This window comes from Christensenella tenuis, from assembly GCF_014287795.1.
Classification (GTDB): Bacteria; Bacillota; Clostridia; order Christensenellales; family Christensenellaceae; genus Christensenella; species Christensenella tenuis.
On the sequence record NZ_JACOON010000007.1, the window covers coordinates 207841 to 222290 of the forward strand.

Sequence of the window (14450 nt, forward strand, 5' to 3'; positions counted from 1 at the left end):
TTTTCCTCAGCAGTTTTTCATATAAATTTTATTGAGACCGATCAGCGTAAGCGTCGGTATGATCTCGTCGATACAGTTTGTCTCCTGTGCAATCAATTCGGAAAAACCGCCTGTCGCCACGACCTTCGCGCCGCCCATTTCCGCCTGCATTTTTTCGACGATATACTGTACCTGCCCCACATAGCCGTAAATGATGCCCGCCTGCATGGACGTGACCGTCGTTTTGTTGATTACCGTTTCCGGGCGTTTAAGCTCGATCCGCGGAAGCTTGGCCGTGTTTTCCGTGAGTGCATCGGACGCGATCCGTAGCCCCGGGCAGATTGCCCCGCCGAGGAAATCCCCCTTCTCGGAAATCGCCCCGAAGCTCGTTGCCGTGCCAAAATCAATGGTGATGACCGGCCCTCCGAACAGTTCGTATGCGCCTACCGCATTTACGATACGGTCCGTACCGAGTTCCTTCGGATTATCATACTTGATGTTGATGCCCGTTTTGATGCCCGGGCCGACAAACATCGGCTTCTTTTTAAAATACTCACGCGACATATGGTCGAGCGTGTAGTTGAGCGACGGGATAACTGAGGAAACGATGAGTCCTTCAATGTCCATCGGCGTATGCTCAAGGTAGCTGAAGAAATCAATCATCTGTATTCCGTACTGGTCGGACGTTGCATCGATGTCCGTCGTCATACGAAAGGAATGCACGAGCACATTTCCCTGGAACATCCCACATTTGATGTTGGTATTGCCAACATCCATCACAAATATCATCTGCTGCACAATCTCCTTTGGGCGCGCGTGCCTGCGCGCTTATTCTGCCTGTGTCTTCTTTGCGGGCACAGCCCTGCCAAGGGCCGGCACCGTTTTTTTCAGTGCACGTACGATAGGCGGACACAAAAGCGCCGCAACCACCGCTTCGATAATGCCATTGAGGAGCGCCACCGAAAGAATGATGCCGCCGGCCACAATGCCGGAAAAGAACGCATACAGGAACCCAAGGTACAGCACGGTATTCGTGAGCGACCCCGCTACCGCCGCTACCCCGATATTGAGAAGCTCCCTTTTCGAATGCATCGCGCGGTATACGAGCGTGGCTACGAGAGGGATCAAGAGGCGCGGGACGATGATATTGACCATCAGCAACACTGGATTCGCCGCGAGCAGTGTCGGGCCGAATACATCGGACGGGATCTTTGCAATGCTTGTGACTGCAAAAAGTGCCGCGAGCGCGATGCCCGCTTTCCAGCCAAGCGTAAGCGTCCCGATGATGACCGGCAGGCACATCAGCGTAATTACGATGCCAAAAGGCGTCGCAATATAGCCGATGGGCGTGAAGCCGAAGATCAGGGTGACAGCGATCAAAATCGCCGTCAGAGTCAGCGTTCTTGTTTTTGTTTTCATGTTTACCTCCGCTCGAGTTCCGCATGCCGCGGATACCCTACCTTAGTGAATTTTAATGGACCGCCAGTTTATCCGTGCGCTTCGCGGGTATTATTAAGCTACGAATGCGATAGCGCCGGATGCGTTCCTAATGATTTATTATATCGCAGTCAGCCGCTACATTGCAAGAAATTATGAAAGGTTCCGGGATTCTTTTCCCGGCGGTAAAGGGGAAGGCAGAGTTATGTTTGTAATGACCTATAAGATGGAAGAAGAAAAACACGAAAAAAACAGGCGTACCGCAAGGATCATAGCTGCAATTGCCGTCACGCTCGCGGGCGCTATTGTCGCGAGCCTCGCTACGGATACCTCGTCGGCATGGTATGAAAGCTTGACGCTTTCGCCGCTCCAGCCTCCACCGTGGGCATTTGCGGCGGTATGGACGGTTTTATATGTCCTGATCGCAGTTTCTTTTGCCCTCGTAGTCTCGAAAAGACGCGTGTGCGGCGCAGCAGTGGTTGGTTACGTTGTCAACCTTGTCCTGAACGCGCTATGGTCGCCCGTCTTTTTCCTGGCATACATGCCCGGCCCGGCGCTCGTGGTTATGATCGCCCTGATCGTGAACCTTGTGATTCTGATGCGCAATGTTTCCGCCGTCAGCCGTCCTGCCTTCTATATGCTGGTCCCTTACATCGTGTGGCTCGGAATTGCGACGATCCTCAACGTTTCGGTCATTGTGTTAAATTAACCGTTCTTCCGGCATTTCCCCGGATATCCGAAACAAGGAGCTGTCTCGGAATAAAAAAGCGGAGACAGCTCGTTGCGCGCCGGAAAAAATTTCAGGCCAAAACAGACGGCAAAGGGAACAACAAATATAAACGACGGATCATTGGTGCCGTTATTCATTTATATGACGGCAGCGAGATTATCTTTTTGCTTTATTGTGAAAACCTGAACCGGCCCTGAAAAAGCGGGGCAAAAACGAATGGAGGTGTAATCCGGTATCGGCCTCTGCCGTTATATTGCCCGGATAACGAGTTTTCCGAGCCATGCCGCAAACACGCAGGCCGTGACGGAAAGAAGGATATTCAGCAGCGCAAAGAGGATATTACCCCCTTCAAGCAGGCGCAGCGTTTCGAGTGAAAAAGTAGAAAAAGTGGTAAAGCCGCCGAGGATCCCCAGCATCACCATTCCGGCTATACGCTCGTCCACGTTCCATTTCAGCGTTATTTGGAACACCATTCCGATGCAAAAGGAGCCGATGAAATTGACAAGCAGCGTCCCCCACGGAAAGCTGTCCGAAAAACTTTTGGTAAGAAGGCCCATTCCATAGCGGCATACAGCGCCCGCAAAACCGCCCGCGCCGATCAAAAGAATCGTCATTTCCCTTCCTCTTCTTCCCGGCGGCGCTGCCCGTCTGCGCGGCGCACCTCTTCCGTATACTCTTCATCGGGAATATTTTCCATGTAACAGCTCATCCCGCACTGCGGACAGGAGAGCAGGCGGTCCGTTCCCTGCCGCGAAGCAAAAAAGGTGCGCATTCCCGCCACCTTAAAACGCGCGCCGCAACGCGGACACTTAAAATGCCTCTTCGTTTGTATCCTGCAATAAAGCGCAATACACACGATGAAGACCGCAAGAGTCGAACATACCGTGATAATGCCAAACAAACCAATTCCGTTCATGGAAGTCTCCTTATCCGTATTTTTCCTTCATTTAGTATAGCACAGCATACGCTGTTCCAAAATGGGAGGAAAACGATTTTTGATAAAATATGCTTGAATTCCTCCTTTAAACTTGGTATGATTATGCCATAAACTGGATAGAGCGCGTTTTGCGGGCGTGGCGCCCCGCGCACATGAAACGCACAGAATGAAGGCGGGTTTTTGAACCAATCAGGGTGGAACCGCGGAAGGTGTTCTTTCGTCCCTATTCCAAGGGAGCGAAAGATTTTTTTTACAAATTTTTGGAGGAAAAACAATGGAAAAGACAATGGACAAAATTGTAGCGCTTGCAAAAGGGCGCGGCTTTGTGTATCCCGGCTCTGAAATTTATGGCGGACTCGCAAACTCGTGGGATTACGGCCCGCTCGGGGTGGAATTCAAAAACAATGTAAAGCGTGCATGGTGGCAAAAATTCGTGCAGGAATGCCCGTATAACGTAGGGCTTGACGCAGCGATCCTGATGAATCCCGAAGTGTGGGTTGCTTCCGGCCATGTAGGCGGCTTCAACGATCCTCTGATGGACTGCAAAAGCTGTAAAGAGCGGTTCCGTGCAGATAAGCTGATCGAGGATTATGTGGCGGAAAACGGGCTCGATATCGGGCCGGTGGAAGCCATGGCCAAAGAAGAAATGGAGGCCTTTATCGCGGAGCATATCGTGTGCCCATCCTGTGGAAAAAAAGATTTTACGCCCATCCGCCAGTTCAACCTGATGTTCAAGACCTTCCAAGGCGTCAATGAAGACACGGCTGCACAAATCTATCTGCGGCCCGAGACCGCTCAGGGGATTTTCGTCAATTTTAAAAACGTATTGCGCACCACGCGCCGCAAGATGCCTATGGGTATCGGCCAGATCGGAAAATCGTTCCGCAACGAGATCACGCCCGGGAACTTCATTTTCCGCATCCGCGAATTCGAGCAGATGGAACTGGAATTCTTCTGCAACCCGAAAGAGGAATTCGAGTGGTTCAATTACTGGAAGGATGCCTGCCACAATTGGCTTCTTGCCCTTGGCCTGAGCGACGAAAACCTCAAACTGCGCGACCATGCGCAGGAAGAACTTTCGCATTATTCCAATGCGACGACGGATATCGAATACCGTTTCCCCTTTGGATGGGGCGAACTGTGGGGCATTGCTGACAGGACGGACTTCGACCTCAAGGCCCATATGAGCCATTCCGGGGAAAGCCTCGAATACCTCGACCCGGTGACAAATGAAAAATATGTGCCGTACTGCATTGAGCCATCGCTTGGCGCGGATCGTGTGGCACTCGCATTCCTGTGCGAGGCATACGACGAGGAAACGCTGGAAAACGGCGATACGCGGACCGTAATGCATTTCCATCCGGTGCTCGCGCCCTTCAAAGCCGCGGTGCTGCCTTTGCAGAAAAAGCTATCGGAAACGTCGGATAAACTGTTCGCCGACCTTTCGAAGCATTTCAATGTAGACTACGACCTCGCAGGCTCGATCGGAAAGCGTTACCGCCGTGAAGACGAGATCGGCACGCCATACTGCGTAACGGTGGACTTTGAATCCCTCGAAGACGGGTGTGTGACTGTGCGCGACCGTGACACCATGGCGCAGGAACGCATTTCAATGGATGCGGTAAAGCAGTTTATCGAGGACAAACTCGTATTCTAATCCGAATCGTGAAAAGCGTATGCAAAATGCATACGCTTTTTTTCGCAAATCATAAAATTGTGCTATTTTTCCTATTGAATTACAAGAACGGGATGTGCCATACTGATTATGATAAAAATAATATCCCTACTACCCGGAAGGCCGGATCAACACAAAAGGAGGAGGAACGAATGATAGATTACACAGATGTATCGCCTTTGAGCGAAGATGCTATGGTAAATGCCCGCAGCCGCGTGGATTCCCTTTCAAAGCCCCTTGGCAGTCTTGGGCAACTCGAAGAATATGCCGTGAAGCTCGCGGGGATCCGCGGTTTTATAGGCGGTACGCTTGCAAAACGCGCCGTACTCGTATTTGCAGCCGACAATGGAATTTACGAGCAGGGGATTACTCCCGTCCCGCAGGAGGTTACTCCCATGCAGACCATCAATATCGCAAACGGCATTGCCGGGGTCAACGCCCTGGCTGCGCAGGCAGGTGCGGAAGTTGTCGTTTACAACGTCGGCGTTGCCCGGGAACTAAAGCGCAAAAATATTGTCGATTCACTCGTGATGCACGGGACAAACGACATGGCCACAGGGCCCGCAATGACACGCGAACAGTGTGAGCAAGCGATGAAGGCAGGCTATGAGGCGGCAACGGCACATGCGGGTTATGATGTTCTCGGCCTCGGGGAGATGGGAATCTGTAATACGTCTACAACCGCCGCCGTCGCATCCGTGCTGCTTGGAAAATCCGTTGTTGATATGACGGGCCGGGGCGCAGGGATTACAGACGAACAATATCAAAAAAAGGTTTCTGTAATCGAACAGGCAATCGAGCGCAACAGGCCCGATGCAGCTGACCCTGTCGATGTAATTTCCAAAGTTGGCGGACTCGATATCGCGGCGATGACAGGCGCATACCTTGCATGCGCGCATAATAGGGTGCCGGTCGTAATCGACGGCTTTATTTCGGCTTGCGCCGCCCTGTGCGCAATGCGCATTTGCCCGGAAAGCGTCTCTTATATGTTTGCTTCGCACAAAAGTTATGAACAGGGATATTCCGCCATTGCAAATGCGCTGGGCCTTTCCCCGGCGCTTACGCTCGAAATGCGTCTCGGAGAGGGCAGCGGCTGCCCGCTTATGTTTTATATCCTCGAGGCATCCCTCAGGATACTGGAGGATATGGGGACCTTTGCGGACGGGAGTATCGATCCGTCCGAATTTGTCGACCTGCGCAAATAGGGCCGCTATGAAACGTGAAATCCGGCTGAACGTTTTGCGCAACTGGCGCTTTGTGCTCGAATGGGCAACGTTTGTGAGCATCATCTGCATGATTGTGACCTTTGCCCTCACGGCAAGCATCCTGCCCATGCCCGCTCCTCCCCTGGACGCAAACGGGCTTGTGGCCAAATACGGGATGCGTACCGTGTTGTTTATTTTGTTTGCCCTTGGCGGCGGCATATGCGGATTGCTTTTTTTATTATCGCGGTTTCCACGTTTGTACCGGTACCCGGTGAAGATCAACGCAGGAAATGTCGAACTCCAATACCATATCGCAAAAATTGCCTTGTGCGCAGGACAACTCATCACGGTGGTAGTGACTTGCGTATTGATGATGCGCGTATACAACCAGAATATTACCACTGACTCGGCCGACTTCCGGGACATGCTGCTTCAGTCCGGTATTGCCGGATGCCTGGTATACCTCGTTTATTTTTTTACCGCGCGGCACTACCGTTAGCGCGGGGACGCCATTCCGCCATGAAGTTCGGGGAGCGGTATATCCGTCTTTTACACTTATTCGTTTTCAAGAAAAAAGCTGCTTCGGAGTGCCATCCGCAGCAGCTTTTATTTTTAAAAGTTCAAACTTTTCTGTTACGATCTTAACGCGCGCAAGGCGTTTACAACGGCAATCAGGGTGACGCCCACATCCGCGAATACGGCCCACCACATATCGGCAAAGCCGGCTACGCCCAATACCATAACCGCTGCCTTGACCGCAAGGGCGAAAATAATATTCTGCCACACAATGCGCCGCGTTTTCCTGGAAATGCTTACCGCCTGCGGAACGGAAGACGGCTCGTCCGTCATGAGAACGATATCCGCCGCTTCAATGGCCGCATCGCTTCCTGCGCCGCCCATGGCGATTCCTACGTCGGCACGGGCAAGTACAGGCGCATCGTTGATTCCGTCGCCCACAAAAGCCGCACTGCCCTTTTGGCCCTGGATGCGCTCCAGCGCCTCCACTTTATCCTGCGGCAGCAATTCACAATATGCCTCGTCCACGCCCACCTGCCGTGCGATGGCCCGGCCAATGCTCTGCGCATCTCCCGTGAGCATCGCGGTTCCGATACCAATTTTTCGAAGCTCTTCCACCGCGCTATGCGCATCGGGCTTTACCTGGTCGGCGATCAGCACGCTGCCAAGAAAGTCCCTGTCTTTTGCAACGTAAAGGACGGTTCCGGATTCCTGCGTTTCTTCATGGGCAACCCCTTCCCGCGCCATAAGCTTTGCATTTCCTGCGATGATCACGCCGCCTATGGTCTGTGCTTTGACGCCGTGGCCGGGAATTTCTTCATAACCCGTGCGGGCACACGGTTCTTTTCCGTAAGCCTGCAAAACCGAACGGGCAATCGGATGCGATGAATCCGCTTCCGCGCACGCCGCAGCCTGCAGAACCTCTTCACGCGTATGGCCTTTTGCCGGATAAACTTCCTTCACTGCAAATTCACCCTTTGTAAGCGTACCGGTCTTATCGAATACCACTTCCCGTACACCCGTAAGCGCTTCAAGGTAATTTGCCCCTTTGATCAGTATTCCTTTCTTTGAAGCCCCGCCAATACCGCTGAAGTAGGTCAGCGGAACGGATACCACCAGCGCACACGGACAGGAAATAACGAGGAACAGCAGAGCCCGGTAAATCCATGTGCTCCACATTCCCGTTACAAGAGAAGGCACAATGGCAACAATCAGGGCCGCAGCACATACGATCGGCGTGTAGTAGCGCGCAAATTTCGTAATAAATTTTTCTGCGCGCGCCTTTTTGTTTCCTGCGTGTTCCACAAGGTCAAGGATCTTTGCCGCGGTAGAATCGCCAAACTTCTTTTCTACGCGAAGCTCAAGCGTACCTCCGCCGTTCACGCTGCCTGCCAGCGCTTCCATACCTTCTGCAACGTCGCGCGGGAGGCTTTCGCCCGTCAGTGCGCTTGTATTGAGGGCGGATGTACCTGAAAGGACCGTTCCGTCGAGCGGTACTTTCTCAAACGGCTTTACGACAATGACGTCCCCTACTGCAACGGTAGCCGGATCAACCCGCTTTACCTGCCCGCCTGTTTTGAGGTTGGCATAATCCGGCCGGATGTCCATTAATTTCGTAATGGATTTCCGGCTTTTTTCTACCGCCATATCTGAAAGCGTCTCGCCCACCATATAAAACAGCATAACCGCCGTCCCTTCCGCAAAATCCCCGCTGCCTGTATAGATGCCGAGCACAAACGCGCCAATCGTTGCAACCGCCATCAGGAAATTTTCATCGAACACCTTGCCGCGCAGGATATTTTTTCCTGCAACCGCAAGTACGCCCGCACCGAGTACCAGGTAGGCTGCGAAAAAAATGGCGAAACGAACCCATAGGTTAAGTTCCATCACGCTTTGCAGGATATATCCGAGTGCAAAAATCGCCACTCCGATCACAAGGCGCATCAAATAGCTTTTCTTTCCCTCGTTTGTATGCGCATGCTCGTGCCCGCACGCGCAGGCGTGGCCGTGGTCATGAGCCTGGCCATGGCTGCAGCATTCCTCCCCATGTTCATGTTTGTCATGGCTGGCCGTGCAGCATGCGTCTTCATGCTCATGCGCCGATTTTCCATGGCTATGATCCATCCCGCACGCACAGGCTCTATCCGCATGGAGATGTACATGTTCCTGTTTCATTTCCGCCTCCTTCATATGAATACATGTTCATTTATTCATATGTATTATACCATATCCACACCATTTGTAAACCTACGATTCGATTCATTTTTGTAAAATTTTGTAATTGCAAGAAAAAAAGGCGGTATTTCCGCCTTTGAGGTGATCTGGTTGGGTTTAGTTTTTCTTTAGTGCCTTACATGTTCGAGTACCTGGTCGATTACGTGCAGGACATGCTCGTCATCAAGACTGTAGAACACATTTTTTCCGTCCTTGCGGCTTTTAATCAGGCGCGCAGCCTTGAGATTGCGCAATTGATGGGACACCGCGGACTGCTCCATCCCCACCGCCTCGCACAGGTGAGCCACGCACAACTCCTGGTTGTGGAGCGCAAGCAGGAGTCGGAGCCTCGTCTGGTCGCTGAGCATTTTAAAAATAACGCTCATATTTTCAAGTTCCCCGTCCGTTACCTTCCGATTACTCATGCGTTTCCTCACCCGCCTTTTCTGCCCCGCGCTGGAGCTGTTCGAGGATGATATAGGCTTTGAGTACGCAGGCAACGGTTTTGGCGTCCCTCAGTTCCCCTTTCAGGCACATTTCAACCGCCCGGCCCAATGGGATTTTCTCCACATGAATAAACTCATCTTCATCGAGACACTGTTCTTCCTGCTTGATATTGACCGCGAGGTACATATGGATCGCTTCGTCACAAAAGCCGACGCTGGAGTAGATTTCGCCAAGTGGCATCATGTCTGCCGCGACAATTCCCGTTTCTTCTTTTAGTTCACGCAACGCGCCGTCATATGCGTCCTCGCCTGCCACGTCGAGCTTGCCCGCGGGAAGTTCGAGCATTTCCCCGGCAAACGGGTAGCGATACTGGCGCACAAAAAACAAGTTCAGATCGCTATCCACCGCGCATACGCATACGCCGCCCTGATGCCGCACCACCTCGCGCAGCGCCTCTTTTCCATTTGGAAGACGCACCTTGTCTTTTTCTACCCGGATGATCTTTCCGTCATATACTGTTTCCGAAGAAATGGTTGTTTCTTTCAGTTCCATTGTTGCCTCCCTGCTTTCCTATCGAATCATAAAACAATGCGCTGGAATAGCCTGCTGGGGGTGGCGGATATACCTGCCGTTCCTGCCGGACCAGGCCATTCCTCCGCTTTCCTGATTGCCGGTCCGCGGCTTGCTTATCTTTTCTTATCTTACCACGCATCCCGCTTAAAATCCAGCGACATGGAAATTGCATCGTGTACGCTTTTTTGATATAATGCAGGAAACGCTTCATTGTGAAAATCATGGAGGCCCTATGCGTCTGAATAAATTGCCGGCGTTTCTGCTGGCGTTCCTGATTATGATTGTGATGGTTCCCGGTTTTGCATCCGCGGTTTCTGCGGAGGAAGAGACCGTCATCAATATTTACCATACCAACGATATACACGGCCATGCCGTAGGCAATGAAACGTCTATCGGTTATGCCCGGTTTCGCACCATGCTGAAGGAAGACGGGGCAGACGGCCGCCTTGTACTCGACGCGGGGAATGCCTTTTCCGGTACGGCTTTTGCCAACCTCAGCGACGGGCAAAGCATCGCGTCCCTGATGGAGCAGGTCGGTTATGACGGAATTTCGCCCGGCAACCACGATTTCGATTACGGCAGCGGAACTTTGGAACAGCTTCTCTCGGATTTCGGCATCAACGGCCTTGCCATCAATATTTTGAAAGATGGACAGCCTGTGTTCGAACCCTATCGTATTTTTCAGGAAAGCGGCATCAAAATTGGCGTAATTGGCATTGCTACGCCGGAAACGGAAGAAACCGGGGACCCGCGCGACCTTGAGGGACTCACGTTCCTCGGGGGAGACCCCCTCCTGACGTCTGTTCAAAGCGCTGTTAACGACCTGCGTGCACAAAATGTGAATGCCGTTGTGGTGCTTTCCCACCTCGGCACATCCGATCATACGGGAACAAGCAGCGTGGACGTCGCAACAAAGGTAAGCGGTATTGACCTGATCATTGACGGGCATTCTCACGACACATATGAGACCGGCTATATTTCCTATCCCGGATACATCCAAGGCAGGACGCCTATGATTGTTCAAACCGGAAAATATTTTGAAAATTTTGGAATTGCAAGCCTGACGTTTGATTCCAAAAAAGTTTTGGTTGGGGTGAGCGAACGCCTTGTGGACGCCGAAGAAGCCTCCGACTTTTCTCCTGACAAGAGCGTTGCGGAAACGATCATCGATTATGAAAAACAGCAGCAGCCCATTATGGCGAAAAATATTTCTTCCACTCCTGTTTTTCTCAATGCGGAACCAGCCTATCTCCTGACGGGAAGTACGAATTTCGGGCAATTGTGCACACAGGCCATGCTTGCGGATACCGGTGCGGATATTGCCCTGATAAGCAGCGGTATTATTTCAGGTTCCATCCCTGCCGGGCCGATTTCCTTCGGCACATTATACAATGCGCTTCCTTACGATAATTATATCGTTACCACCAAAATTACGGGAGCCGAACTCAAAAAACTGTTGAATACGCATATGCTGTTAGGGAACAGCTCTTTCCCGCAATTTGCGGGATTTGAAATCGTTGCCCAAAAGTACCTCAACGATGACGGCGAGACTGCGGCGGCAATCCAAACGCTTACAAAAGACGGAAAAGAAGTTGCCGATACGGACAACTTTACCATTGCAGTGCCCGATTTCATTTATTACGGCGGAGACGGCTATGAATTTTCTTCCCCTGTGCTGCAGGAAGGTTCGACGCTTTTCAGTGCGGTGACAGATTACTTGAACAGCAAATCAGGCGATGAGATTGAAGCGCTTTCGGCATCCTCCAATCTTACGATTTGGGAAGAAACCATCGATGCGGATAATGTGGTTGCCAAACTGGAAGCGGATGTGCCTGAAGATGTGCACATTTATCTGAACCAGGCGGCGGTTGTGCCCGAAAACGTAATCTATTCGCTGATTGGCAAAGACTGCAATTTGATTTTTACCGTCAACGGCGAACGCCCCTACTCTTTCATATTCAATGGTACGGAACTCTCCGTCCCAATGAATATCAATCTGGCTGCGAGCGTTTCACAAGATCCGCCGCAAGGCAAGCGTACTGCTTCTTCCGCCGACAAAAACGCCGTATTCCTAAACCTGGCGCGGAACGATTCCCTGCCCCCGGATACCGATATCAGTATCTACGTAGGCGACGTTTATCCGCCTGGTTCCTTCGTTTACCTGTACTACTATGATATGAACCGTGACATTCTTCCGCTCGATGAAAAAGGAATCGAAGTGGACGAAGCCGGTAATGTAACCTTTCCCGCAAATTCAGGGGTCACGTACCTTTTAAACTCCAAACTGCTTAATGCCGCGACAATTTTTGAAAATCCCACAGCCGAGCATCCCTTTGTTCTCGGTATTGTAGTGTTGGTTGTTCTATTTGCCGTCTGGGTTATTTTCTTCCTGATTACAAAAAAAGGGGCGCAGAAGCATGACAAGCAGCAATAAGTCTTTCAGGTCTGCCGTATGCCTGCTATTAATTGCGGCAGGCATTATTTTAATGGTTATACCCATCGCGGCTGTGCGGACAGCCGCGTTTGTTTTGGGCGTTGTGCTTACCGTTTATGGCGCACTGCGTATCCTGCAGTTTCTTTTTTCCCGTCACAGCAGTCTCGATATTACGCTTGGGACCTTTGTATCGGGCATTCTGACAACGGGGATTGGCGTAATCCTGATGCTGAATCCTTCCTTTGCAGATGTATTGCTTGAAAAGCTTCTCGCGGGCTGGATGATCCTGATGGGCCTGATCCGCCTGGTCATCAGTTATACCTATAAAAAATCCCGGGAGCCCCAATGGCTTTCTACCCTCATTTCCGCACTTCTCTCCATTGTGTTTGGCCTGGTCGTATGGGGCAGTTTTGCCGCGTGGGAATTTATCCTTGACCTTTTGCTTCCGGCCTATTTGATCGTTTTAGGCGGCTCCGGATTTCTTAATATCGTATTTGAACGCGTCTCGGACCGGGCGCGCGTTCCCCTGCCGCTCTGGATGGAGGCTTTTTTCCCGCAGAAAGCATTGAAAAGTGTGCGTAAAACGCTGGCAACGGGGGAAACGGGAAGCCTGCCGCCCGATTCGGTTTACATACACGGTATGAAAGTCGATACGGATGATATCGAGGTCTTTGTTCATTTTTCCGAACGCAGTGCAAGCGCATTTGGCCATGTGGACCTTGGTCTTGGGGATTATGTCCTTTCTTATGGAAATTACGATCATTCCAAAGAAGCCGTTTCCCTATTCGGGCTTCTGTACGACGGTATTTTTTTTGCCTGTCCCCGCGAGGAATATATTCAGTTTTCCGTATCCGAAGCAGGAAAAACTATTATGGGCTACAAACTTTCGCTCCCCAAAGAAGCGCAGGAACAGGTTGTCCGTAATGTAAATGCATTCCTTTCAAATTGCATGCCATGGTCTCCCGCAGAAAAAGACCGTGCCGCAAACGGCTATTCATGGGCCCTGAAAGAAATGGGAGCATTCCTTTATAAGGTTGTGAAAGGCAAATTCCGTACATACTTTGTGTTGAACACCAATTGTGCTTTGTTGGCCGAAACATTGCTCGACAAAACAGGCGTACCCAAATCCCGCGCCTTCGGCGGCGCAGTTACGCCCGGTTCCGCCTACGCGCTTTATGAACGCGAGCTTGCGAAAAAAAATAGTTTCGTTACAGGGAAAAAGACTTATCTCAATGATGACATGCTAAAAGACCTAAGTGAAAACACACAAAAGGGGAGTGCAGGGCAAACATCGTGAAGACAGTACTAAAATGGATTGCAAAAGCGTTATCAACCGGACTGTCTTTTGTATTGCTTTTTTGGCCTTTTTCTCCTAAGCCTGCCTGCTGGTTCCTGCGGAATGTGTTTCGCTTCGGTACCTATGTGCGGCCGAAGAAGTATCCTGCCCTCCGCGCGCGTGTGGGTATCAGGCGCAATCTTCGATATGCTTCTTCAAATAAAAAATGCGTACTCGATGTGCTCTCCCCCTTGATCGGCGCAGAGCCGCTGCCCATAGTATTTTGGCTGCACGGCGGCGCGTATATCGGGGGCGACAAGGCGGATGTGGAGGGTTACTGTGTCCAGATTGCCGCACAGGGTTATCATGTTGTGAATGTCAATTATCCGCTTGCGCCCGAAGCGCATTACCCTGCCGGGGTGCGTGCGGTGGCAGATGCCTGCTCCTTTATTTTTGCGCGGGCCAACCACTTTGGCATGGATCTTTCGCGCATTTATTTTGCAGGCGATTCCGCAGGCGCGCAGATGTCCGCACAGTTTGTAGCAGCGCAAATCGATACGGAATATGCCCAAAAATCCAAAATTTTGCAGGTTGTGCCGCGTGAAAACATCCGCGGCGTCGGCCTGTTTTGCGGGCTTTATGATGCGGCGGCATATGCCGGGAACTTTGATTCGCACACCCCCGTATCCTATGTTGTAAAACGTATCTTTTGGGGAGTCACAGGAAATGCGGAGTGGCGGCATGGACCGGAACTTAAGGAGGCATCCGTTCTCCATCATATTCCCCCATCCGGCTTCCCGCCCGTTTTCCTGACGGACGGCAATATCGGTACCTTTACCGAACAGGGAATGGCCTATGCACAGGCTCTCCGCGCTTGCGGAACGCCTGTCGAAGATACCTTTTATCCCCGTTCCGCGACTCTCCTGCCCCACGAATACCAGTTCAATATGCGGCGCGCCGCGGCGCAGGACGCCTTTAACCTTTTCATGAAATTTCTACAGCGCACAAAAAAATAGTTTTCATTTTT

At 51.5% G+C, this 14450-nt stretch carries 14 protein-coding genes; 7 read left to right on the plus strand and 7 right to left on the minus strand.

From position 1 onward, the window contains the following. Positions 1 to 6: 6 nt before the first annotated feature. Both H8S18_RS13330 and H8S18_RS13335 read right to left on the minus strand, forming a co-directional pair. The gene (locus tag H8S18_RS13330) at positions 7 to 768 is read right to left on the minus strand and encodes a type III pantothenate kinase (protein ID WP_186858761.1); all 762 of its coding nucleotides are present in this window, start codon (positions 766 to 768) and stop codon (positions 7 to 9) included. A gap of 39 nt (positions 769 to 807) precedes the next feature. Further along, positions 808 to 1398 (minus strand): ECF transporter S component, encoded by a 591-nt coding sequence (locus H8S18_RS13335; RefSeq protein WP_186858762.1) that lies wholly within the window; start codon positions 1396 to 1398, stop codon positions 808 to 810. 130 nt (positions 1399 to 1528) lie between these two features. Here H8S18_RS13335 and H8S18_RS13340 point away from each other — a divergent pair, with 130 nt between their 5' ends. Further along, positions 1529 to 2125: a TspO/MBR family protein gene (locus H8S18_RS13340; RefSeq protein ID WP_186858763.1), complete on the plus strand. Its 597-nt coding sequence runs from the start codon at positions 1529 to 1531 to the stop codon at positions 2123 to 2125. A 269-nt stretch (positions 2126 to 2394) separates the two neighbouring features. Here H8S18_RS13340 and crcB read toward each other — a convergent pair whose 3' ends face one another. Together crcB and H8S18_RS13350 are read right to left on the minus strand one after the other, a co-directional pair. Next, a complete protein-coding gene (gene crcB / locus H8S18_RS13345; RefSeq protein WP_186858764.1) occupies positions 2395 to 2760 on the minus strand; it encodes a fluoride efflux transporter CrcB in 366 nt (121 codons plus the stop codon). Then, positions 2757 to 3062 (minus strand): hypothetical protein, encoded by a 306-nt coding sequence (locus H8S18_RS13350; protein WP_186858765.1) that lies wholly within the window; start codon positions 3060 to 3062, stop codon positions 2757 to 2759. Before H8S18_RS13350 ends, crcB begins: the two co-directional genes overlap by 4 nt. Before the next feature lie 295 nt (positions 3063 to 3357). Between H8S18_RS13350 and H8S18_RS13355 the strand changes: the two genes are divergently transcribed. The 3 genes from H8S18_RS13355 (at position 3358) to H8S18_RS13365 (ending at position 6462) form a co-directional block, all read left to right on the plus strand. After that, a complete protein-coding gene (locus H8S18_RS13355) occupies positions 3358 to 4740 on the plus strand; it encodes a glycine--tRNA ligase (protein ID WP_186858766.1) in 1383 nt (460 codons plus the stop codon). Positions 4741 to 4910: 170 nt separating this feature from the next. Further along, on the plus strand, positions 4911 to 5963 hold the full coding sequence (gene cobT / locus H8S18_RS13360; RefSeq protein WP_186858767.1) for a nicotinate-nucleotide--dimethylbenzimidazole phosphoribosyltransferase: 1053 nt from the start codon (positions 4911 to 4913) through the stop codon (positions 5961 to 5963). Between the two features lie 7 nt (positions 5964 to 5970). Then, entirely contained in the window at positions 5971 to 6462 is a 492-nt protein-coding gene (locus tag H8S18_RS13365; RefSeq protein WP_186858768.1) for a hypothetical protein, read from the plus strand. 134 nt (positions 6463 to 6596) lie between these two features. Here H8S18_RS13365 and H8S18_RS13370 read toward each other — a convergent pair whose 3' ends face one another. The 3 genes from H8S18_RS13370 to H8S18_RS13380 all read right to left on the minus strand — a co-directional run bounded on the left by H8S18_RS13370 (position 6597) and on the right by H8S18_RS13380 (position 9692). Then, entirely contained in the window at positions 6597 to 8654 is a 2058-nt protein-coding gene (locus H8S18_RS13370) for a heavy metal translocating P-type ATPase (RefSeq protein ID WP_186858769.1), read from the minus strand. Between the two features lie 167 nt (positions 8655 to 8821). Further along, a complete protein-coding gene (locus H8S18_RS13375) occupies positions 8822 to 9118 on the minus strand; it encodes an ArsR/SmtB family transcription factor (protein WP_186858770.1) in 297 nt (98 codons plus the stop codon). Further along, a complete protein-coding gene (locus tag H8S18_RS13380; protein WP_186858771.1) occupies positions 9111 to 9692 on the minus strand; it encodes an NUDIX domain-containing protein in 582 nt (193 codons plus the stop codon). Before H8S18_RS13380 ends, H8S18_RS13375 begins: the two co-directional genes overlap by 8 nt. Before the next feature lie 253 nt (positions 9693 to 9945). Between H8S18_RS13380 and H8S18_RS13385 the strand changes: the two genes are divergently transcribed. The 3 genes from H8S18_RS13385 to H8S18_RS13395 are packed head-to-tail and all read left to right on the plus strand — an operon-like array spanning position 9946 to position 14439. Beyond that, a complete protein-coding gene (locus H8S18_RS13385) occupies positions 9946 to 12147 on the plus strand; it encodes a bifunctional metallophosphatase/5'-nucleotidase (protein WP_186858772.1) in 2202 nt (733 codons plus the stop codon). After that, positions 12131 to 13444 (plus strand): HdeD family acid-resistance protein, encoded by a 1314-nt coding sequence (locus tag H8S18_RS13390; RefSeq protein ID WP_186858773.1) that lies wholly within the window; start codon positions 12131 to 12133, stop codon positions 13442 to 13444. Before H8S18_RS13385 ends, H8S18_RS13390 begins: the two co-directional genes overlap by 17 nt. Continuing rightward, positions 13441 to 14439 (plus strand): alpha/beta hydrolase, encoded by a 999-nt coding sequence (locus H8S18_RS13395; RefSeq protein WP_186858774.1) that lies wholly within the window; start codon positions 13441 to 13443, stop codon positions 14437 to 14439. The genes H8S18_RS13390 and H8S18_RS13395 overlap by 4 nt, the downstream gene beginning before the upstream one ends. Positions 14440 to 14450: the final 11 nt, after the last annotated feature.

Bases quoted from the DNA above. Each gene is read 5' to 3' on its own strand.
- H8S18_RS13385 (WP_186858772.1), top strand. From the start codon at position 9,946: ATGCGTCTGAATAAATTGCCGGCGTTTCTGCTGGCGTTCCTGATTATG.
- H8S18_RS13375 (WP_186858770.1), bottom strand. From the start codon at position 9,118: ATGAGTAATCGGAAGGTAACGGACGGGGAACTTGAAAATATGAGCGTT.
- H8S18_RS13365 (WP_186858768.1), top strand. From the start codon at position 5,971: ATGAAACGTGAAATCCGGCTGAACGTTTTGCGCAACTGGCGCTTTGTG.
- H8S18_RS13355 (WP_186858766.1), top strand. From the start codon at position 3,358: ATGGAAAAGACAATGGACAAAATTGTAGCGCTTGCAAAAGGGCGCGGC.
- H8S18_RS13335 (WP_186858762.1), bottom strand. From the start codon at position 1,398: ATGAAAACAAAAACAAGAACGCTGACTCTGACGGCGATTTTGATCGCT.
- crcB (WP_186858764.1), bottom strand. From the start codon at position 2,760: ATGACGATTCTTTTGATCGGCGCGGGCGGTTTTGCGGGCGCTGTATGC.
- H8S18_RS13370 (WP_186858769.1), bottom strand. From the start codon at position 8,654: ATGAAACAGGAACATGTACATCTCCATGCGGATAGAGCCTGTGCGTGC.
- H8S18_RS13380 (WP_186858771.1), bottom strand. From the start codon at position 9,692: ATGGAACTGAAAGAAACAACCATTTCTTCGGAAACAGTATATGACGGA.
- H8S18_RS13350 (WP_186858765.1), bottom strand. From the start codon at position 3,062: ATGAACGGAATTGGTTTGTTTGGCATTATCACGGTATGTTCGACTCTT.
- H8S18_RS13340 (WP_186858763.1), top strand. From the start codon at position 1,529: ATGATTTATTATATCGCAGTCAGCCGCTACATTGCAAGAAATTATGAA.
- H8S18_RS13330 (WP_186858761.1), bottom strand. From the start codon at position 768: ATGATATTTGTGATGGATGTTGGCAATACCAACATCAAATGTGGGATG.
- H8S18_RS13390 (WP_186858773.1), top strand. From the start codon at position 12,131: ATGACAAGCAGCAATAAGTCTTTCAGGTCTGCCGTATGCCTGCTATTA.
- cobT (WP_186858767.1), top strand. From the start codon at position 4,911: ATGATAGATTACACAGATGTATCGCCTTTGAGCGAAGATGCTATGGTA.